General features: G+C 69.2%; 18 protein-coding genes. 8 read left to right on the plus strand and 10 right to left on the minus strand.

Annotation, left to right across the window (positions count from 1 at the left end):
* Positions 1–42: 42 nt before the first annotated feature.
* The 3 genes from F4553_RS10235 to F4553_RS10245 form a co-directional block, all read right to left on the minus strand.
* On the minus strand, positions 43–603 hold the full coding sequence (locus F4553_RS10235) for a hypothetical protein (protein ID WP_184834832.1): 561 nt from the start codon (positions 601–603) through the stop codon (positions 43–45).
* A 68-nt stretch (positions 604–671) separates the two neighbouring features.
* A complete protein-coding gene (locus F4553_RS10240; protein ID WP_184834834.1) occupies positions 672–1,658 on the minus strand; it encodes a Rossmann-fold NAD(P)-binding domain-containing protein in 987 nt (328 codons plus the stop codon).
* 106 nt (positions 1,659–1,764) lie between these two features.
* Positions 1,765–2,502, minus strand: a complete 738-nt coding sequence (locus tag F4553_RS10245; RefSeq protein ID WP_184834837.1) for a VOC family protein — start codon at positions 2,500–2,502, stop codon at positions 1,765–1,767.
* 132 nt (positions 2,503–2,634) lie between these two features.
* Here F4553_RS10245 and F4553_RS10250 point away from each other — a divergent pair, with 132 nt between their 5' ends.
* Entirely contained in the window at positions 2,635–3,675 is a 1,041-nt protein-coding gene (locus F4553_RS10250; protein ID WP_184834839.1) for a YihY/virulence factor BrkB family protein, read from the plus strand.
* A 27-nt stretch (positions 3,676–3,702) separates the two neighbouring features.
* On the opposite strand, the gene murQ is transcribed toward F4553_RS10250, so the two are convergent.
* Both murQ and F4553_RS10260 read right to left on the minus strand, forming a co-directional pair.
* Entirely contained in the window at positions 3,703–4,602 is a 900-nt protein-coding gene (gene murQ, locus F4553_RS10255; RefSeq protein ID WP_184834841.1) for an N-acetylmuramic acid 6-phosphate etherase, read from the minus strand.
* 85 nt (positions 4,603–4,687) lie between these two features.
* Positions 4,688–5,263, minus strand: coding sequence for a hypothetical protein (locus tag F4553_RS10260; protein ID WP_184834843.1), 576 nt, complete (start codon positions 5,261–5,263; stop codon positions 4,688–4,690).
* 197 nt (positions 5,264–5,460) lie between these two features.
* On the opposite strand from F4553_RS10260, the gene F4553_RS10265 reads away from it, so the two are divergent.
* Positions 5,461–5,730, plus strand: a complete 270-nt coding sequence (locus tag F4553_RS10265; RefSeq protein ID WP_184834845.1) for a GlsB/YeaQ/YmgE family stress response membrane protein — start codon at positions 5,461–5,463, stop codon at positions 5,728–5,730.
* 72 nt (positions 5,731–5,802) lie between these two features.
* Here the strand turns inward: F4553_RS10265 and F4553_RS10270 are convergent, their stop codons facing one another.
* The gene (locus tag F4553_RS10270) at positions 5,803–6,528 is read right to left on the minus strand and encodes a polyamine aminopropyltransferase (RefSeq protein WP_184834847.1); all 726 of its coding nucleotides are present in this window, start codon (positions 6,526–6,528) and stop codon (positions 5,803–5,805) included.
* Between the two features lie 205 nt (positions 6,529–6,733).
* On the opposite strand from F4553_RS10270, the gene F4553_RS10275 reads away from it, so the two are divergent.
* The 3 genes from F4553_RS10275 (at position 6,734) to F4553_RS10285 (ending at position 8,495) form a co-directional block, all read left to right on the plus strand.
* On the plus strand, positions 6,734–7,447 hold the full coding sequence (locus F4553_RS10275) for a hypothetical protein (RefSeq protein ID WP_184834849.1): 714 nt from the start codon (positions 6,734–6,736) through the stop codon (positions 7,445–7,447).
* Entirely contained in the window at positions 7,447–7,911 is a 465-nt protein-coding gene (locus F4553_RS10280; protein ID WP_184834851.1) for a hypothetical protein, read from the plus strand. Before F4553_RS10275 ends, F4553_RS10280 begins: the two co-directional genes overlap by 1 nt.
* Positions 7,912–8,057: 146 nt before the next feature.
* Positions 8,058–8,495 carry a DoxX family protein gene (locus tag F4553_RS10285; protein WP_184834853.1) on the plus strand — a complete coding sequence of 146 codons (438 nt, stop codon included), beginning with the start codon at positions 8,058–8,060 and terminating at the stop codon, positions 8,493–8,495.
* A gap of 50 nt (positions 8,496–8,545) precedes the next feature.
* On the opposite strand, the gene F4553_RS10290 is transcribed toward F4553_RS10285, so the two are convergent.
* The gene (locus tag F4553_RS10290; RefSeq protein ID WP_184834855.1) at positions 8,546–9,172 is read right to left on the minus strand and encodes a hypothetical protein; all 627 of its coding nucleotides are present in this window, start codon (positions 9,170–9,172) and stop codon (positions 8,546–8,548) included.
* Between the two features lie 255 nt (positions 9,173–9,427).
* Between F4553_RS10290 and F4553_RS10295 the strand changes: the two genes are divergently transcribed.
* From F4553_RS10295 to F4553_RS10305, 3 genes are all read left to right on the plus strand, one after another.
* Complete coding sequence (locus F4553_RS10295) at positions 9,428–10,726, plus strand: cellulose-binding domain-containing protein (protein WP_184834857.1); 1,299 nt, start codon at positions 9,428–9,430, stop codon at positions 10,724–10,726.
* Between the two features lie 295 nt (positions 10,727–11,021).
* Complete coding sequence (locus F4553_RS10300) at positions 11,022–12,821, plus strand: galactose-binding domain-containing protein (RefSeq protein WP_184834859.1); 1,800 nt, start codon at positions 11,022–11,024, stop codon at positions 12,819–12,821.
* A gap of 331 nt (positions 12,822–13,152) precedes the next feature.
* On the plus strand, positions 13,153–15,354 hold the full coding sequence (locus F4553_RS10305) for a vWA domain-containing protein (RefSeq protein WP_184834861.1): 2,202 nt from the start codon (positions 13,153–13,155) through the stop codon (positions 15,352–15,354).
* A gap of 237 nt (positions 15,355–15,591) precedes the next feature.
* On the opposite strand, the gene F4553_RS10310 is transcribed toward F4553_RS10305, so the two are convergent.
* Genes F4553_RS10310 through F4553_RS10320 form a run of 3 tightly spaced genes read right to left on the minus strand, consistent with a single transcriptional unit; the run spans position 15,592 to position 19,436 of the window.
* Positions 15,592–17,235 carry a DUF262 domain-containing protein gene (locus F4553_RS10310; protein ID WP_184834863.1) on the minus strand — a complete coding sequence of 548 codons (1,644 nt, stop codon included), beginning with the start codon at positions 17,233–17,235 and terminating at the stop codon, positions 15,592–15,594.
* A gap of 10 nt (positions 17,236–17,245) precedes the next feature.
* Entirely contained in the window at positions 17,246–18,160 is a 915-nt protein-coding gene (locus F4553_RS10315) for a hypothetical protein (protein ID WP_184834865.1), read from the minus strand.
* Positions 18,150–19,436: an AAA family ATPase gene (locus tag F4553_RS10320; RefSeq protein WP_184834867.1), complete on the minus strand. Its 1,287-nt coding sequence runs from the start codon at positions 19,434–19,436 to the stop codon at positions 18,150–18,152. Before F4553_RS10320 ends, F4553_RS10315 begins: the two co-directional genes overlap by 11 nt.
* Between the last annotated feature and the right edge of the window lie 4 nt (positions 19,437–19,440).

The raw sequence follows: 19,440 nt of genomic DNA on the forward strand, positions 1-19,440 counted from the left end.
ACGTGACGCGGGCCGACGCGCCTCGCGGGGCGGCCTCGCTCCTCAGGCCTGGGAGATCTCCGTCTCGTAGCGGCGGCGCAGCTCGTCCGGGAGGTCCTTGTCGGCGAAGCCGCTCAGGGCCCTGGCCTCCAGGTTGTCCGGGATCATCGCGCGGACCCGGTCCGGGTAGCCGAGACCGGCGGCGGCGATCCGGACCTCCGCGGGCGCGGTGAGCGAGACGGCCGTCGGGCCCGAGATGCGGGACGCGAAGTCCCAGTCGGTGCCCGGCGGCGCGGAGGCGCAGAGGAAGTAGGCGTAGACCCAGCGGACCTGGGCGAGCTCGCGCACGTCGGCGGGGTCGGTGCCGAACGTCTCCGCCACACAGATGATCTTGTCTTCGGCGGCGACGTCGTGCCCGTGGTCGTGGTGCTCGGCCGGGGAGACGTGCTCCAGAATCCCGGCCACGGTGATGTCGAGCTGCTCGTAGAGCCGCTCGACCGGGGTGCCCCGCAACGGGACCACCACCAGCAGCGCGGTGACCGCCAACGCCACGATCGACGCCTCGACGCGAAGCCAGTGCGCGCTGCGCCGCAACCATCCGGTGACGTCGATTCCCGTGGACATAGGCGCCATGATCGCATCTCCGATCGGCGCGGTCCATGCTCGCTGCGCTCCGGCCCTCCCCGCGCCCGCTACCGCAGGGCGGCGAGCAGCTCCCGCTCGCGAGCGGCGCTGAGGCCGGCCCGGCGCCCGCGGTCCAGCCCCTGCTCGCGTTCCCAGACGAGGGTGTCGGCGAGCAGGTCGCGACGCGGGCGGTGCCGCAGCCCGGCCGCCACGGCGGCGGCGCCGCTGCGCGCGGAGAATCCCTGCCAGTCCGGGTCGGCGATCCACAGCGGCAGCGACTCGGGGCCCATGTACTCCGCCACACCCTGATCGACCAGCCACGACGACGGCGCCGCGACGACCGGGCCGGTGTGCCCGCCGAGCTCGCGCGACAATCCCAGCCACTGGCTGAAGGGCTCGATCGGCCCGACCGCGTTGAAGATCCCGGTCGTGCCGGACTCCGCGCCGTCGAGCAGCCACGCGGCGAGATCGCGCACGTCGATCGCCTGGGTCGGCCGGTCCGGGGTGTCGGGGACGAGCATCGGGCCCTCGGGGTCGCGGGCGGAGCGGGCCACCCAGTAGCCCGATCGTCCACTGTGGTCGCCGGGCCCGCCGATCAGCCCGGCCCGCGCGACGAGCAGGCGATCGCCCAGCGCCTCCATCGAGGCGAGCTCGCAGGCGGCCTTCGCCGGACCGTACTGCTCGATCGCGACCTCGTCCTCGGTCGCCGGCTCGAGCAGCTCCGCCGACTCGTCCGCGCCCGGCGTCGCGTGGGAGGCGTAGATGCTGCACGAGGAGACGTAGCTCCAGTGCCCGGCCCGCTCCCCCAGCGCCCGCAGCGCGCCGCGCACCAGGCCCGGCTGCCAGGAGACCTCGACGACCGCGTCCCAGTCCCGGTCGCGCACCGCGTCATAGGCTGCCGGATCCCTGCGGTCGGCCGCGACGTGGACCGCTCCCGGGGCGACCGCGCCGCTCTCGCCCCGGGCGAGGCAGGTCACCGAGTGCCCGCGGCCGATCGCCTGGCTCGTCACTTCGCGGCCCAGCCACGCGGTCCCACCCAGCACCAGAAGCTCCATCACCGGAGCCTGGCACGCGCCCGCAGCCCTGCCAACTCCCGTTCACTCAGGGCGGACACGTCCGGTGTGCCCCGAGCGCGTCACAGGTCCCGGGGCTCGCCCGAGATCAGGCCGGGCTGAGAAGGCAGAACTCGTTGCCCTCCGGGTCGGCCAGGACCGTCCACGAGACGGCACCCTCGCCCAGGTCGACAGCGGTGGCGCCGAGAGTCCGCAGTCTCGCCGCCTCAGCCTCCGGATCGTCACCCGGGTAGGGGCGGATGTCGAGGTGGACGCGGTTCCACCCGGTCTTCACGTCGGGCGTGCGGAGGAACCGCAGGTAGGGGCCGACGCCCTTGGCGGAGCGCAGGAGCGCGTCGTCGTCGGTCACCTGGTGCGGGATCCAGTCCATGGCCTCGCTCCAGAAGCGGGCCATGGCTCGCGGATCCGCGCAGTCGACCACCACCGCGGCGATCGGGCCGGTGTCCCGATAGAGCGGCCGGGGGTCCAGCACGCAGAACTCGTTGCCCTCCGGGTCGGCCATGACCGTCCAGGGGACGTCGCCCTGGCCCACGTCGGCGAGGGTCGCGCCGAGTCCCCTCAGCTCGGCGACCAGCTCCGCCTGATGGGCCGCCGACGTGGTGGCGAGGTCGACGTGCACGCGGTTCTTCGCGGTCTTGGGCTCGGGGGAGGCGATGAGGTCGACATAGACGGCGGCGGGATCGGGGTAGACCAGGCCCTCGGGTTCGAGGTTGGTCACGCCGGGTCCCTCGCTGGAGACTCCCCAGCCGAGAACCTCCGCCCAGAAACCGCCCAGCGCGGAGTCGTCCCGGGCCTTCATATTGATCTGCACAAGCCTCGTCCCCATGCCGATCATGCTCTCATGACGGGCGGCGCCACCAGCGCCCAGTTGACGGACGCACTACGTTTGCTGTGAACCCGGCGTGGGCACACCCACTCGCAGGAGTGCGGCACGACCGAGGCGATGAGTGGGGTGGGGATGGCACGCACGCGTGAGCCCGGCAAGGCGTACCGAGCGAGGTTGGTCCGGCTGTTGTCCCGCGGCCCGCGGCGCCCCAGCGACCTGGGCTGGCGGGCCTGGTTCGGCGTCGGCAAGCGCACCGTCACCGAATTCGTCAAAGACGACCTCGGCGACCACGCCGCCGCGCTCACCTACTACGGCGTGCTCTCGATCTTCCCCGGCCTGCTCGTGCTCATCGCGGTCGTCGGACTGCTCGGCAAGGACACCTCCCAGTCGATCCTCGACAACGTGCAGGCGCTGACACCGGGACCAGCACATCAGATCATCGTCGACGGCATCAAGAACCTGCAGGAGAAGCAGACCACCGCGGGCGTGATGGCGATCGTCGGTGTCGTGATCGCGGCCTGGTCGGCCACCGGCTACATGGGCGCCTTCATGCGGGCCGCCAACCGGATCTTCGACGTGCCCGAAGGCCGTCCACTGTGGAAGACCCTCCCGATGGAGATCCTGATCACCGGTGTGACCGGGATCTTCCTCGCCGTGAGCGCGCTCGCCGTCATCTTCACCGGCCGCCTGGCCTCCGCCGCCGGCCGGGCGATCGGGGTCGAGGAGGAGACGGTCCGCGCCTTCGACGTGGTCAAGTGGCCGGTCCTCATCCTCGGGGTGGCGCTGCTGCTCGCGCTGCTCTACTGGGCCGCGCCCAACGCCCGGCAGGGCGGCTTCCGCTGGGTCAGCCCGGGCAGCCTCGTCGCGGTCACCGTCTGGGTGATCGTCTCGCTCGGCTTCGCCCTCTACATCTCGCGCTTCGACTCCTACAACAAGACCTACGGCACCCTCGGCGGCGTGATCGTCTTCCTGGTCTGGCTGTGGCTCACCAACGTCGCGGTGCTGCTCGGGGCCGAGTTCGACGCGGAGCTCGCCCGCGCCCGGGCCATCGCGGCCGGGCTGCCGCCGACGGCCGAGCCCTATCTGCCGCTGCGGGACATCCCGGCTCAGGACCAGCCGGCTCCGACGCAGCTCCCCTCGGACAGCAGCGACGACGTCGGAGCCGACACGTAACCGGTCCCGCGCGGCCCGGACCGCCGGCTAGTGGGCGAGCGCGGCGCGCAGATCGCCGGCCGCCGAGGCGAAGCGCTCCCGCGCGTCGGCGGGGCCGACCCCGGCCAGCAGCATGATCGACGCTATCGTCACCGAACCGCCGGCCTGCCGCAGCGCCCCGTCGATCAGCTCGTCCGGGCAGCCGGTGATGGTGGCGACGAGCCGGTGCGCGCGGGCCCAGAGCTTGTCGTTGGTCGCGGTGAGGTGGACCATCAGATCGCCATAGGTCCGGCCGACCCGGATCATCGTCAGGGTCGAGATCATGTTGCAGACGAGCTTCTGGGCCGTGCCCGCCTTGAGCCTGGTCGATCCGGCGACGAACTCTGGTCCGACGACCACCTCGATCGGCACGTCGGCGATCTTGCCCAGCGGCGAGTCGGCGTTGCAGGCGATCCCGACCGTGAACGCACCGGCGGTCCCCGCGTAGCGCAGGGCCTCGACGGCATAGGGCGTGCGGCCGCTCGCGGAGATGCCGACCACCGCGTCGGCCTCGGTGATGCCGATCCCGGTCAGGTCGGCGACGGCGAGCTCGCAGGAGTCCTCGGCGCCCTCGGCCGCTGTGATCATCGCCGATGGGCCGCCCGCGATGAGCGCGCAGACCTCATCGGCGGTGGTACCGAAGGTCACCGCGCACTCGCTCGCGTCGAGGACGCCGATCCGCCCCGCGGTGCCGGCGCCGATGTAGACGAGGCGGCCGCCGCGGCGCATCCGGTCGGCGATGGCATCGACAGCGGCCGCGATCCGAGGTGCGGCGAGCGCGACCGCGGCGGCGACGAGGGAGTCCTGCTCGTTCATGAGTCGGACCAGGTCAGGCGTGGAGAGCCGGTCGAGATCCTGCAGGCCGGGGAGCCGCTGCTCCGTGACGAGCCGGGCGAGTTCGTCGGTCATGCCGTTGATCCTGACGGGTCGCCTCGAAGAAAAGCAATACTACTCGCAATTCATGTGAAGAATTCCTTCAGGCTGGCCGAACTATTCAGGCGGCGACCCGGCCGCCGATGAGCTTGCGCAGGAGCTTGGTCCGCTTGCGACCCGCCTTGCGCCGGTGTACGCCGACCCAGCGGCTCGAGCTGTCGAGCGCGGCGAGCTCCGCCAGCCGCCCACCCGCGAAGCTCGTCGCCGAGCCGAAGTGGCTCTCCGCGTCGGCGGCCTGCCCCACGAGGTCGGAGTCGGCCTCCCACCAGGTCGCGAGCCACTCCTCGACCGCGGCGGCGAGATCCTCGTCGTCCCGGTCGACGAGGCCCTCGGGCCACCGCTCCAGCAGCCACGCCCCGACCGCCTCGGCGAGATCGGCTGCCCGGTCCGCCTCGGCGACCCGGCGCCGAGCGGTGATCCACTGCTCGACCGCGCTGCTGTCACCGCCGCAGGCGCGCACGAACGCGGCGATCGTCTGCTCGCGCGGGATCCGGCCCCGGGTGAGGGCACCTGCGATCGTGCTGCGCGGCAGCCGGTCCCCCGCCGCCTTCGCCCTGCGCTCCAGCTGGGGATAGGAGAGGCTGGCCCGCTGGCGCAGCGCGCGCATGGCGGCGACGAACTCGGCGGTCGTGGTCACACGATCCAGATAGGGAGGTTGGAGCGCGGACAATCCTGTGGCCATGCACTCGGCTATACCCACAAAGGCATAGACCACACCCACTATCGCCTCGGTCACACATTCGGTGTACGCGACGGGAGTTTGGGGCCCCCGTCGAACGGGCAGTCAACTGATGCAACGGCGCCCCCCGCCGAAGGAGAAGAGGAGCTACAGCCATGACCGTGGCCGGAATCATTTCAGCGATCATCGTCGGACTCATCATCGGCGCCCTCGGCCGCCTGGTGCTCCCGGGCCGGCAGAACCTGCCGATCTGGCTCACCATCGTCGTCGGCATCATCGCCGCCATCGTCGGCACCCTGATCGCCCAGGCCGTCGGCGTCGCCGTCACCGACGGCATCGACTGGATCGAACTCGTCTTCCAGATCGGCCTCGCCGCAGTCGGAGTCGCCCTCGTCTCCGGCATGCGCGGCCGCTCCGCCGTGTAACTCGCAGCCGAGCACAAGCGAGCGGGGCCCCGGGACGTCGTCCCGGGGCCCCGCTCGCTTTGCCGCAGTTCACTACGGGTCCGACACCAGTGTCGCGGTGTAGACGGTGTTGGTGGCATCGCGATCCTGCAGCGGGTTGGGGAAGCTGATGACCTCCGCGCCGACCTGCTCGAACACCTCCGCGAGCACCGCGACGAAGTCATCCTCCGGCGGATCGTTGGACCACAGCGTGAAGACGCCGCCCGGACGCAGGTGCTCGGCGAGCCGCCGCAGTCCGGCGGCGGTGTAGAACGGGGCGTGGCTCGGGTGCAGCACGTGCGACGGCGAGTGGTCGATGTCGACCACGATCGCGTCGAAGCGCCGCCCCGGCTCGTCCCGGTCGAGGCCGCCGACCGCTCCGAGCAGCGCGAAGAAGTCGCCCTGCCGCAGCGTGCAGCGCGGATCCCCGGCGAGCTTCGCGCCGAGCGGGATCAGTCCCCGCCGGTGCCACTCGATCACCTCGCCGAGCGCCTCGACCACGACGAGCGAGCGCACCCGCACGTCGTCGAGGACCGTCTCCGCCGTGTAGCCCAGGCCCAGGCCGCCGACGACCACGTCGAGCTCCGTCCCGGTCAGACGGTCCAGCGCGAGCTGTGCGACCGCGATCTCGGCCGCCGTGAACAGGCTCGACATCAGGAAGTCGTCGTCGAGCTTCACCTCGAAGACGTCGGCGGCGAAGAGGGGATCCCAGCGCCGCCGCAGGCTGATCTCGCCCATCGGCGTCTGGCGCCAGTCGAGCTCCTGGAAACGAGCAGTCACCGTGTGTCCTCAATCCGCGCGTGGGCAGGCCCTGACCGTACGCCCCCGGGGACGGCGGATCGCTGAGGTCGCGGCGGCGATCCGCGACTGTGCCAAGTCTCGCCGTCCGCATTGCCCTCATCGGCGAAGTTACCAAGACTGATGTGAAGCACTTCCCGTGGTCAGCTGCCCGGCTGACACGCCCCCACGTGAGGGAGTCATCGCCATGCCCAGACCCAACACGCTGCGCGTCGTCCTGATCGAGGCCGCCGTCGCCGGTCTCCTCGTCGTCGGCTGGCAGGTCGGCACGACCGCTCCCGCGGTCGCGGACGTCACCGAGACCGCCTCGGTCAGCGCCGGTCCCAACACCTTCAGCCAGACGCAGCCCACCGGCAACCCGTCGCAGTACGACAGCCAACTCGAACGCTGCCACACCGGGCCGAGCTACCCGCCGATCACGCCGAACCCGATCCTCGCCGAGCCGCTGACGACCGCGGTGCAGAGCAACCTGCCGATCAGCGTCAAGGTCGTCTTCGAGGGCAACCAGTGGTACGGCACGACCAAGCTGGTCTTCACCAACCGGTCGGCCGCCTCCTACCACGTCGACTGCGCCGTGATCATCTTCCGGGGACCCTCCAACGCCGACCAGCACTACTACTTCAACTCCGCGCCGACCGGCCACCCACAGTCGGACTACCTCGAGGTGAAGAAGGGCGACGGCACGTCGTTCTACATCGTGCGGCTCGGCTTCCACGACGTCCCGCTCGCGCAGCGGACCACGCTGCCCGGCGGCACCTTCGCCTGGCAGATCGGCGGGGCCCCCGCGGCCAACCTGAGCCTGGCGCAGATCCGCGACTCGATCCGCTTCTACGGCGACCTCAACCTCGCCGCCAACACCGGCCTGGTGCAGAAGTACGCCACCCAGCGGCTCGCCAACTGATGCGCCGCCGCAGGGCGCTGCCGCTGTTGGCGCTCGCCGGCACGGTGGCGGCCTGCGGCAGCACCGCGCCGCAGGCCGCCACCCCGCCCGAACCACCGCTCCTGGTGATGGCGGAGGCGTCGGCGCAGCGGCAGTTCGGCCTCCTCGCCGGGGGCGACTGGCTCAACGCGTGGGACATGTGGACGCCGACCGCCCAGGCGCTGATCCCCCGGGGAGAGTTCGGCAGGCTCAACAGCGCCTGCCCGCTGCGGCTCGGTGTCCCCTACCTCATCGACGGCCGCGACCTGGCCGCGCCCGACGCCGCCACGATCACCTGGCACCGGGGCGACGAGACCGGCACCACGACCCTGCGCCTGATCGAGGGCGTCTGGCGGGTCGAGCCCGACGCCGCTCTGCGTACGGAGGTCTCCCTCGGCGCCGACGCGGCGCTGGCCCGCCGCCGAACCGCCGCGCTGTGCCGCTGAACGGAGGCCAGCCGACCCCCGTCGGTGCACACATATTAATTTATAAATTTTGATGAACATGAATCCCTTAGCTCGCGCGGACCGGTACATCCATGCAGATGGCTGCGACCACGCCCGGTCCGGCCGTACGAGCAAGGAGGCTATCCATGATTGTCCGACGCCTGCCAGAACTGGTCACCACACTGTTCCGACTGGTCCTCGGTCTGCTGTTCGCGTTCCACGGCGCCACGTCGATCTTCGGGATCCTCGGCGGTGCCCGCGGCACGGGACAGGCGATCGCGGTCGGTGTGTGGCCCGGCTGGTGGGCCGCGTTGATCCAGCTCGTCGGCGGCCTGCTCGTGATGGCCGGCCTCGGGACCCGGATCGCGGCGCTCGTCTGCTCCGGCTCGATGGCTTACGCCTACTTCGTCGTCCACCAGCCGGAGGGTCTGCTGCCGCTCAACAACGGAGGTGAGCTGGCGGCGCTGTTCTGCTGGTCCTTCCTGCTCGTCGCGGTCCTCGGGCCGGGCTCGTGGTCGCTGGACCGGCTGCTCACCCGCCGCTCCGGCGCCCTCGCCACGGCCGGGGAGCCGGCCACCTCCTGACCCGGCGGCACCGCGCCCGGCGCCGGCGCAGCCGCCGGGCGCGGTCACCGTCAGCGCGGGGTGACGTCCCAGCGCCACTCGGTCAGGGCGGGACGGCCCGGCAGCTCGCCGCGACCGGTCGCCCAGAGCAGCGTCGGCCAGCGCTCGGTCTCGGTCGGGGCGTCGGGGAACAGACGCCGCAGCACCCGGTCGCAGAGGTCGGCCGGCGGCACGAAGGACAGGCCCAGGCCGGACGCGACGTCGTGGGTGTGTGCGAGCACCTCGACAATGCCCATCGCGGCGAAGCCCTCCGGGTCGGAGACGCCGAGGCCGTGGAACGCGCGAACCTCCGACGGCGTGATCGTCACGACGCCGACGAGCAGCGCGGCGCACCCCTCCAGCACCTGGAGCACGCCCGCATTCCCGCTCGCCGCCTCGACGAAGATCGAGCTGCGCGGCCCGCCGTCACGCGCGGGGAGGCAGACCACCGGGACGTAGGCGTCCGTCGGCGGCTGCTTCGGCCCGAGCTGCAGCGCGTAGGCGAAGAGGTCGTCGGCGGCGTGCTCCAACGTCTCCCAGCAGCTCCAGGTGAGGCCGCCCGCGGGCACCCGCCAATCCAGGTGCAGGGCGGGGCGGAGCAGGCTGACCGCGCTGCTCACGGCGAGGTCGACATCATCGGCGGTGACAGGCGTACGCATCGGCCGACCATAACCGGACCCACCGACGGATTCTCAGTGCGTAGGAGCCCCTACACGATCGGCGCATCGACCACTATCGTGATCGGAGACGTCGTGGGCTCGTCCGGTGTCGATCGTTGAGGCGGCGATCGCGCAGTTCCACCGGGCGGTCCGGGAGCCGGTGTCCTTCCACACGAGTGCCGCACGCGCGCTCGTGCCCACAGGATGGATCCCGCCGGAGCAGACATCCCGGCGGGCGGCCGAAAGGACTGACCCATGCGGGTCTCGCCACGCCCACCTCACTCACCCCGCCTGCGCGCGCTCTGCGCCCTCGCCGCGGCGACGATCGCCACCGCAGGCGCCGGCATCGCGGTGCTCGCCGCCGCGCCGCCCGCGACCGCCGCGGCGGCCTGCCAGGTGACCTACCGCGCCGATCAGTGGACCGGCGGCTTCGTCGGCTACATCAAGATCACAGCCGGGAGTACGCCGATCCACAACTGGACCGTCTCCTGGACCTACGGCGGCGACCAGAAGATCACCTCGTTCTGGTCCGCCGCCGTCGTGCAGACCGGGGCCGCCGTCAGCGCCACGAACCTCGCCTACAACGCCGACATCGCCGCCGGCGCGAGCCTCGAATTCGGCGTGCAGGGGACCTGGGCGACCGCCAACCCGACCCCCACCAACCTGCTCCTCAACGGCGCGCCCTGCACCGCGACGTCGCCGTCCCCCTCCGCCCCGCCGTCCCCCTCGATCTCCCCGTCCCGCTCGGCCTCCGCCTCCCCGTCGGCCTCCGCATCCCCCTCGTCGTCACCGTCGGCCTCAGCGTCGCCCTCACCGTCGGCCTCGGTTTCGCCGAGTCCCTCGGCGAGCCCGTCGGGCAACGGCGGCTGCGGCACAGCGGTCCTCTGCGACGGCTTCGAGGGCCAGTCGGCCGGCGCTCCCACCGGGGCGTGGACCGTGGCCTACCCGGACTGCCAGGGCACCGGGGCGGCGACGGTGGACACGACGGTCGCCTACCGGGGCGGCAAGTCCATCAAGGTCACCGGCACCGCCGGCTACTGCAACCACGTCTTCGTCAAGGCGACCCGGGACCTCAGCACGATCGGCAAGACCTGGTACGCCAGGTTCTACGTCCGCCACACCACCGCCCTGCCGGCCGCGCACGTCACCTTCGTCGCCATGAAGGACACCGCCGACGGCAACCGCGACCTGCGGATGGGCGGCCAGAGCGGTGCCCTGCAGTGGAACCGCCAGTCCGACGACGCGACCCTGCCCGAGCAGAGCCCGGCCGGGGTGGCGCTGAGCACGCCGCTCGCGGTCAACTCGTGGACCTGCGTCGAGTTCATGGTCAACGGCACCCTCGGCACGATGCAGACCTGGACCAACGGCACCGAGGTGGCCGGGCTGCGCGAGGACGGCACGCCCACGCAGAACATCGACTCCCAGTGGCTGAGCCGCGCCAACTGGCGGCCGACCCTCAACGACCTGCGCCTGGGCTGGGAGAGCTACGGCGTCGGCGCCGACACCCTCTGGTTCGACGAGGTGGCCCTCGGCGCAAGCCGCATCGGCTGCTGACAAATGGGGGCAACTCTTCAAGAGTTGTTGCTTCAGGCCGCCAGGCCTTAACAACAACTCTTGAAGAGTTGCCCCCTTGACGATCCTCAATGCTGTCGCTGGCAACAAATATGCTGGCCAGGGCACATAGGACGATCCGTTATCAAAACGTGGCGTGTCGATGCTCTTGACAGGAGCCCGGGGCGAGACGAATCTCGGCGCAGAGAGCGCTCTCCGATCCGTCCCACCGTCCCCCGCGGCCCGGCGTCCCCTGCCCGGTGCCGGGCCGCCCTGCACCCTCCTCCAGGGAGTTCTCATGCGATCGGTTCTCCGTCCCGCAGTCCGACGACATGGCCCCATCTCGATCGTCGCGGCGGTCGCCGCCACGATCGTGCTGCTCATCGGCTACGTCATGACCGTCTCGACCACACCCGCCCACGCTGCGCCCGTGCTGCTCTCCCAGGGAAAGCCCGCCACCGCGTCCTCGGTGGAGAACGCGACCTTCCCCGCCTCGGCCGCCTTCGACGGCAACACCGGCACCCGCTGGGCCAGCGCCTTCGCCGACCCGCAGTGGGTCCAGGTGGACCTCGGCGCCTCGGCCGCCATCTCCCAGGTCGTCCTCACCTGGGAGCCGGCCTACGCCCGCGCCTTCCAGATCCAGATCTCGGCCGGTGCCGGCGGGCCGTGGACCAGCATCTACTCCACCACCACCGGCACCGGCGGCACCCAGACGCTCAACGTCTCCGGCACCGGCCGCTACGTCCGGATGAACGGCACCGTCCGGGCCACCGCCTACGGCTACTCGCTCTGGGAGTTCCAGGTCTTCGGCGAGACCGGCCCGCCCGCGGGCTGCACCACCAACGCCTCGCAGGGCCGACCGGCCACGGCGTCCTCCGTCGAGAACGCGGGCGTCCCGGCCTCAGCCGCCGTCGACGGCAGCACCGCCACCCGCTGGGCCAGCGCCTTCGCCGATCCGCAGTGGCTCCAGGTCGACCTCGGCGCCACCGCCTCCATCTGCGGAGTCACGCTCACCTGGGAGGCCGCCTACGCGAGGTCCTTCCAGATCCAGGTCGCCGCGAGCGCGTCCGGGCCGTGGACCAGCATCTACACCACCACCACAGGCACCGGGGGTACGCAGGCCCTCACCGTCTCCGGCACCGGCCGCTACGTCCGGATGAACGGCACCGTCCGGGCGACCGCCTACGGCTACTCGCTGTGGGAGTTCGTGGTCCGCACCAGCACCGGCACCCCGCCGAGCACCAGCCCGAGCCCGAGCACCTCACCTCCGCCGGACAACGGCACCTTCTGGGGCGACACCGCGAGCATCCCGCCCGCGTCCAACGTCGTCATGCTGAAGATCCTCAACCGGACCAACGGCAAGTACCCCGACAGCCAGGTCTACTGGAGCTACAACGGGGTGGCGCACTCGATCGCCGAGCAGCCCTACTTCGACATGCCGGTCAACACCGCCGGGCGGATGTACTTCTACCTCGGCTCCCCCACCAGCCAGTATTACGACTTCATCGAGTTCACCGTGGGACCGGCGGTCTTCAACGGCAACACCACCCGGGTGGACGCCTTCGGCTTGAAGATCGCGATGCGGCTGCACGCCCAGGACGGATACGACGTGCAGATCGGCGAGGACCAGGCGACCTTCGCCGAGGACCGGGCGGTCACCTTCCAGAAGTTCATCAACGAGGTGCCGGCCGAGTTCGACGTCCTGGCCCAGGCACAGGCGCCCTACCGGATCATCGCGCCGGGCAGCCACCCCAACTTCCGGGCGGGCGGGGTCAACGCCAACTACTTCACCGCGTACGCCAACTCCGTCGGTGTCAACGCCGCCACCTCGGACATCTTCGGCTGCGCGGGGGTGCTCGCCAACAACCCGTCGATGTGCGCCAACCTCAACCGGCACGTGGCGACCCTGCCGTCCTCGCAGTGGGGCAACCCGGCGAACTACTACCTGACGGCACCCGCCAACTACTACTCGAAGTTCTTCCACGACCACGCGATCAACAAGCTCTCCTACGGCTTCCCGTACGACGACTACGCGGAGCAGTCCTCGTTCGTCTCGCACGGCAACCCGCAGTACCTGCTGATCGCGATCGGCTGGTAATCGGCGGCTGAGCACCGAGAGCCGGACGATAGCGGCATATGCCCGCTATTGTCCGGCTCTTTCGTGTGTACCGCGCGAACCAGCGTCACCGCGGGACGTGAGACCCGTTGCCCCCAGGGAGGACCAGCACCTCTGAGTCGAATTCGGACAGTCCACTATAGAAGTGAATAACCTTCTATAGTAGTTAAATATATAACAGATCAAACAATAATGCGCTATCGATGTCCTGATAGCGCACCTGTCGCGTTCCTCCCAGCACGAAACCGTCCGGCAACACCAGACTTCGATTGTCATGGATTGGGCTCGATGGTCATTTTGCGAGGAGGAGCGAATGAAGCACACGTTGTCGGCACGAAAGAGTGCCGCATGCGCGGCAATGGCGTCATTGGCGGTGGTGATCGCCACCGCGGCCCCGGCTCAGGCGGTCGACGGCAACCTGCCGGGTGGCACGAGCATCTCGGTCACGATCAGCACGCCCGCCAACGGCGCGGTCCGCCCGCCCGGCCCGGTACCGGTGACGGGCACCGCCGGGGTCGGCACCGGCGTACCGCTGATCAGCACGTCGCTCACCTACGTCCTGGACGTCTCGGGCAGCACGGCCAGCACCAACGGCTGCGGTGGCGACCAGGACGGCGACTCGACGGCGAACACCGTCCTCGACTGCGAGATCATCGCCGCGAAGACGCTCAACGGGCAGACCCTGGTCCCGCCGGTCGCGGGCACCATCGGCTCCGTCGGGGCAGCGGCCTTCGGCCAGACCGCGGCAGCCGCCGACGTCGGTCCGGCCGCCGGTGACCAGCTCTTCACCGGCCCCGGCACGGACGCCAACGGCAACGGCACCCGCGACATCGACGAGGTGCTCTCGGGCGCCTTCATCTCCGGCGGCCTGCGGCAGTTCCCGCCCACCAAGAACGTCGGCGGCTCGACGAGCTTCGCCGACGGCATCACCGCGGCGGTCACCGCCGCTACGGCGCCGCCGGACCCCGCCGGGCGTACCCTCCGCAGGGTTGTGGTCTTCCTCTCCGACGGCCTGAACAACGGGCCGGACATCGACGGACCGCTCGCGGCCGTGCCCGGTGTCGTCGACATCTTCACCTTCGCGGTCGGCACCGGCTCCGGCTGCGGCGGACCCACCGGCAACACCCTGCAGCGGATCGCGACCACCACCGGCGGCACCTGCACGGAGGTCGACGACCCCGCCGACCTGCCGAGCATCCTGCCGAGCGTGATCTCCTCCGAGCTCAGCACGCTCTCGCTGCAGGTCGACGGCGGCGCCTTCACCCCGATCGGCAACGGCAGCATCAACCCCGACCTGCCCCAGACCGGGCCGGCGAGCGTCACCTACAACACCGCCACCGCAGCGCTCACCGCAGGCCAGCACCAGATCTGCGTCCGCGCCTTCGGCAGCGACGGCGGCGGCACCGGCTTCGTCACCGACTGCCGGACCATCATCATCAACGCCCCACCGGTCGTCTCGGCCGGCGGTCCCTACTCCGGCCAGGAGGGTACGCCGGTCGGCCTCGCCGCCAGCGTCGTCGACCCTGACGGACCCAGCCTGACCACGACCTGGACGATCGCACCGCAGTCCGGAGTGGACGCTGGCGCCACCTGCGCCTTCGCCAACCCGGCGGCCACAGCGACCACCGTCACCTGCACCGACGACGGTGTCTGGCTGCTGACCGAGACCGCCAACGACGGGATCAACCCGCCGGTCTCGGCGAGCACCACGCTCACCCTGACCAACGTCGCACCGCAGGTCAGCATCTCCGCCCCGGCCAACGGCACCCTCTACACGAGGAACACGCCGGTCGCCTTCACCGCGCCGTTCACCGACATCGGCCGCAACGACAGCCACACCTGCACGGTCAACTTCGACGACGGCACCCCCGTGGCGAACGGGACCGTCGCGGAGACGCCCGGCAGCGGTACCTGCAAGATCAGCCACGCCTTCTCCGCCGTCGGCCCGCACAACGTCCTGGTCAAGGTGACCGATGACGACGGCGGCTCGGCGACGGCAGTGGTCCGGGTGGTCGTCTACCGCCCCGGTGGCGCTTTCGCGCTGGAGGCGAAGGGCCTGCTGCTCACCATCGCCCGCACGCCCGACGTCGTCTGCCCGCCGAACGACGCGCGGACGACGGTCGCGGTCAACGCGGCACCGCTGCTGACGACCGGTGTGCTCAACGCGAGCTGCGTCCTGGACCCGGCCACGGGTACCACGACGGCCCGCGCGACGGTCGACGGTGCCAACATCCTCAGCGGCCTGATCAACCTCACGGCGATCGAGAGCACGAGCGTCTCCAGTGCCAGCGGCATCACCCGTACGTCCCGGGTCGTCGGCACGATCAACGGTACGCCGATCGGCACGAGCGCCCCGACCACGATCGGGATCCCGGGGGTGGCGGTGGTCTACCTGAACGAGTCGACCACCAACTCCAGCGGTCAGCTCGTACAGAACGCGGTCCGGGTGGAGGTGCTCGGGCTGCTCGGCGTCATCACCGAGACCATCATCCTGAGCGACACCTACCTGGGCTGATGATCCACTAGGGACGCCGCGTCCCCAAAGGTCCACGATCGCCGCAACTCTTGAAGAGTTGCGGCGATCGTGGGTTGGATGCGGGGGGGGTGGGCTCAAGATCGCCGACTTTGGACATGATCGCGACTTGTGGACGCTGCGCGTCGGCTGATGTCCGATTCGCCGATTATCCGCGCCCAAAGTGAGCGATCATGTCTAAAGTCGGCGATCTTCAGCAATCCCCCGAACCTGCCCCCTTTACTCGGTGTCGGGCTCCGATGACCCGACCAATTCCGCTGACGGCGTCAGGCCAAGCTCCGCCAGGAAGGGCCCCAGGCACTTCGCCAGGAACTCGGTGCGCTGCGCGACAAAACCGTTGCTGTCGCCGTCGACAAGGCTCTGCCACGCGGCAACGGGGATACCGTGGCTCTCCAAGACCCGCGATCGGTGCTCGGGCGCCAAATTGATCAACGCGGACCGGACGGAGGTGCCGTTTCTCGTCGGCAGGATGACCCGGTTGGCGGGTCGGTAGTCCCGGTCGACGACATGGCGGAAGAGAGTGGAATCGCTGGTCGCGAGGAGTTGATCGGTCCGGATCGGATCACCGGCCGGGTCCAGCCGATCCGGAAACACCGCCAGCTCCCAGATGAGGTATGCGCGTGTGCGAGCGCTGTTGAGGTTGAACTTCTCCGGCAGCGGTTCCACCACCGTCGACCTGGGTTCCAGCTTCCCGTGGCCATTGGCGAAAGCGATCATCTCGTCCAACGCACGGCGCACCGCAGTCGAGTTGGCGCTGGCAAACGCCTCAGTCCAGGAGGTGTTCCAGAACCACCGGCGCAGTGTGGCGAGCTGCGCGCTCGATGGACTCTTGCGGTGGTGGAAGAAGACGGTGAGCAGCATCAGCTGGTGCGCGTAGGGCAGGAACTTGAAGAGCGGTACCTTGATCTCGCGCTGCAGGAACCCGGTGGCAGCCGCCATCGCCACCACCGTCTCCTCGGCAGCGGTCGCGACCTTGCCGTCGACCCGCCGGACCACGGCGTTCCAGTCGGGGGCCATGACGTCCTGCTCCCCGGCGATGGCCAGCACCGCCCTGAAGATCGTCTCGCGACGCGGCTCCCCGAACCCCATGTCGCCGATCTGGCTCACGATGTGGTCGATGCGCTCGGCGAGAGTGACCTGCCCGTGATCGCGGAAGGTGAGGGCGGAGACCATCTGGTCCGAGGTGATCTTCTGCCCGCTCTGATTGATCCGAGAGAAGACCTCGACCGCCTGGCTGAGGTTGCCGCCGACAAGATGACTCAGCGCGATCTTGTAGGACTTGATGCGTTGAGCCACGAGCTCCGCCTGCTCGACGAGGGCTTCAGCGGTGGCGGAGTCCTCCCGCTCCATCACTGCGCGCGAGAAGGCGAGGAAGTCCAGCGTCTTGCGTACGGAGTGCAGCGGCAGGAGGTAGGCGGGCGTCTCTCCAGCACGTGTCTGATGCCGGTATACGGCGTGGGTGTCGCCGCCCCGGAGATCCCGATAGATCCGCCAGCGCCACTCCTTGGCATCGCTGCCCAGCACCTCTTCACTCGCCCGGAAAAGGCAGCCGAAGAGGGTGGACACCCGCTGATGGCCGTCCAAGATGTAGGACACACTGGTCCCCGGCTCCGGATCCGGGATCGCGATGTCACCGATCTGCTCCAGACTCGCGACCGTATCCTCGGTCTGCCACACCAGCAGACTCCCCACCGGGTAGCCGCGCTCGATGCTGTCGAAGAGTTCCAGCATCTGCTCAGGGCGCCAGACGAACGGCCGGTTGAAGACGGGGACCCTGAGTCGGCCGGAAGCGACGCGTTCCAGCAACTCGTCCATCATCACGACCTCGGTCTGGACGGACATCATCGTGCTCAGGCTTGGCATGGATCCGTCCTCACAAGACTCGCGCGATCAGGGCTAGCAGGTAGAGCAACTCGTCGTGTACGTCGTCGCCGAGACTGCGAAAGTCGTCGACGGTCAGCTCCAGACCCTGAGGGATCAGCGGGCTCGGCAGCTGTTTGCGGTATCCCATGCGCCAGACCTTTTCCGCCTCCGGGGCCAAGGCGCCGACAAAACGCAGCGGAGTCTTCTCCAGCCCCTTCTTCATGTCGATCCACCCTTGCGCTTGCGTGCTCATCTGTCGGAGGCTGCGTAACAGCTCATCGGCCTGCGGATGGTCGGAATACACCAGAACAGCGTCAGGCAGATAGTTCTCAACCTCTAGGCGTGACCAGATATGCACGATCGGCTCGTCCGGAATATCCCAGTCGACGGAATCCGGCGACCGCCGCGGAAACGACCTGCGAGCATCGTTGTCTTTCACGACGAGTACCCGGCACACATGGTGGAACCGCGCAGCAGCCTCGTCCGCGATGGCGGCTTGCTCGCCCGTCCCACCCGAATGATCTATATGCAACCAGTTCTTCTCGACTGCCGCCTTCATCTCGGGGCGGTAAGCGGCGAGAACCGCTCGCAGGAAGCTGCCATCGTTTCGTGCGTTCTCAACCACGACGACTGCCGGCTGACTAAGGTCATGTGCGATGGTCGTGACGTTCTCATCCGTTATGAGCACCGGCTGGCGGTTCTCCCTGCCCTGCCAAGCAGACGCCTTCGAGGCGTTGGCGATATACGTCTGCCAGTCGACCTTCTTCGGGAAGTTGTCCTGCAGATAGCCGATCGCCACCTGCGCCACCGCCGGGTCCGGAAGCCATGTGTGCCGCGCCTCGACCGTGAAGGTGAGGATATTGAAGAGGGAAACCTGATGGTCGTTCTCCTCGGAGAAGACCTCCTCAGCGATCTCAAGCAGCATCGTCGGCCGCCCTGCGGAGTTGAGCCGCCGCGAGGGCGCGCACCTCTTCGAAATCCTCGGTGAAAACACCCGGCGGCCACCAATCGAGCTGGCCGGACTCATCGATGGCGATGCTGCGCGCCATCGCCTCGCGCCCGTCGTGCTGCACGAAGTAGAGGCCCACGTCGGCCGGGCCGACCGACTCGTTCTCGGCGATCCTGCGGCGCAGGCGCAGTAGTAGTGCCTCGCTGTGCGTCTCGATCAGGAACCGGTTGCCGGTGGCCCGGGCTGCTCGAAGGTAGAGGTCCGCGAGCTGTGCGTGCGCAGCCGGGTGGAGATGCAACTCCGGCTCCTCGATGATGTGCAGGGTAGGCGTGTGCGTCGACGTGACCTCGTCAAGAGCCTGCTGAACGAGCATCGGTAGGATCTGGGTCACCCCCGAGCCCGCGTCGGCGATATTGACGCTCAGATGTGGATCAACTCTCGATCGCAACGACGTGGTGAAGAGCCTGCCATCGGGTTCCTCCTCCAACGTCCAGTCGGGCAGAATCTCGCGCATCAGCTCGTTGACCCGGCGACGGAGCCGACCATCCCTGCGCACCTGGTCGTTGGCGAGGATGCCGGACAGATACTGACCCTGATCTCCCACCGAGTCCGGCTCGCCCACCGGCAGGGAGTGCTCACGCCGCGGACGGTCCCGGAAGGGTGAGAGGTAGCTGATCCGCCCGAACGCAGCGGCACAGGCTCGAACGAGATCGAGATTGCCCGCCTCCGACGGCGGTACGGCTGATCGCGGCAAGTCTCTGGGCACCAGCCCGTCGAAATCGATGGGCCCGACCGTCATACTCGTTTCGCCGGCCGCATCGGTCCACGTTCTCTTGTAGACGTTGCGCTGCTGCAACCACTCCAGCAGCCACGTGCCGAAGCTCAACACGATCTCGGCTTTAGAGACCACCTGAAGGCGCTCTCCGTCAATGTTCTGGACCTGCGCAGAGACCGATTTTACGAGCCGGTCATTGAAGGTGAGATCGACGGTGACCTTGCCGTGCGAGCTGTGCCGATAGACCAGATCGGTAAAGGAGGCAACACTATCGTGACCCAATCTGTCGAGATCCAATGGCGCACGAGGACGCGATGCGGCCGACTCGACAAAGCCGGTATGAAAGACCATGGGCGCGCGAGTGAACGCGCTCTTGCCGGAGTTGTTCTTACCGAGTACGACGGTGACCGGCCGCAGGTCCAACGCCTGCTGTTCACGGAAGCACCGGAAATTGGTGAAAGCGATACCCGTCAGCATCTCA

The organism is Allocatelliglobosispora scoriae (assembly GCF_014204945.1).
Classification (GTDB): Bacteria; Actinomycetota; Actinomycetes; order Mycobacteriales; family Micromonosporaceae; genus Allocatelliglobosispora; species Allocatelliglobosispora scoriae.

Bases quoted from the DNA above. Each gene is read 5' to 3' on its own strand.
- murQ (WP_184834841.1), bottom strand. From the start codon at position 4,602: ATGACCGACGAACTCGCCCGGCTCGTCACGGAGCAGCGGCTCCCCGGC.
- F4553_RS10240 (WP_184834834.1), bottom strand. From the start codon at position 1,658: ATGGAGCTTCTGGTGCTGGGTGGGACCGCGTGGCTGGGCCGCGAAGTG.
- F4553_RS10320 (WP_184834867.1), bottom strand. From the start codon at position 19,436: ATGCTGACGGGTATCGCTTTCACCAATTTCCGGTGCTTCCGTGAACAG.
- F4553_RS10245 (WP_184834837.1), bottom strand. From the start codon at position 2,502: ATGGGGACGAGGCTTGTGCAGATCAATATGAAGGCCCGGGACGACTCC.
- F4553_RS10280 (WP_184834851.1), top strand. From the start codon at position 7,447: ATGCGCCGCCGCAGGGCGCTGCCGCTGTTGGCGCTCGCCGGCACGGTG.
- F4553_RS10300 (WP_184834859.1), top strand. From the start codon at position 11,022: ATGCGATCGGTTCTCCGTCCCGCAGTCCGACGACATGGCCCCATCTCG.
- F4553_RS10275 (WP_184834849.1), top strand. From the start codon at position 6,734: ATGCCCAGACCCAACACGCTGCGCGTCGTCCTGATCGAGGCCGCCGTC.
- F4553_RS10290 (WP_184834855.1), bottom strand. From the start codon at position 9,172: ATGCGTACGCCTGTCACCGCCGATGATGTCGACCTCGCCGTGAGCAGC.
- F4553_RS10295 (WP_184834857.1), top strand. From the start codon at position 9,428: ATGCGGGTCTCGCCACGCCCACCTCACTCACCCCGCCTGCGCGCGCTC.
- F4553_RS10305 (WP_184834861.1), top strand. From the start codon at position 13,153: ATGAAGCACACGTTGTCGGCACGAAAGAGTGCCGCATGCGCGGCAATG.
- F4553_RS10285 (WP_184834853.1), top strand. From the start codon at position 8,058: ATGATTGTCCGACGCCTGCCAGAACTGGTCACCACACTGTTCCGACTG.
- F4553_RS10235 (WP_184834832.1), bottom strand. From the start codon at position 603: ATGTCCACGGGAATCGACGTCACCGGATGGTTGCGGCGCAGCGCGCAC.
- F4553_RS10310 (WP_184834863.1), bottom strand. From the start codon at position 17,235: ATGCCAAGCCTGAGCACGATGATGTCCGTCCAGACCGAGGTCGTGATG.
- F4553_RS10250 (WP_184834839.1), top strand. From the start codon at position 2,635: ATGGCACGCACGCGTGAGCCCGGCAAGGCGTACCGAGCGAGGTTGGTC.
- F4553_RS10265 (WP_184834845.1), top strand. From the start codon at position 5,461: ATGACCGTGGCCGGAATCATTTCAGCGATCATCGTCGGACTCATCATC.
- F4553_RS10315 (WP_184834865.1), bottom strand. From the start codon at position 18,160: ATGCTGCTTGAGATCGCTGAGGAGGTCTTCTCCGAGGAGAACGACCAT.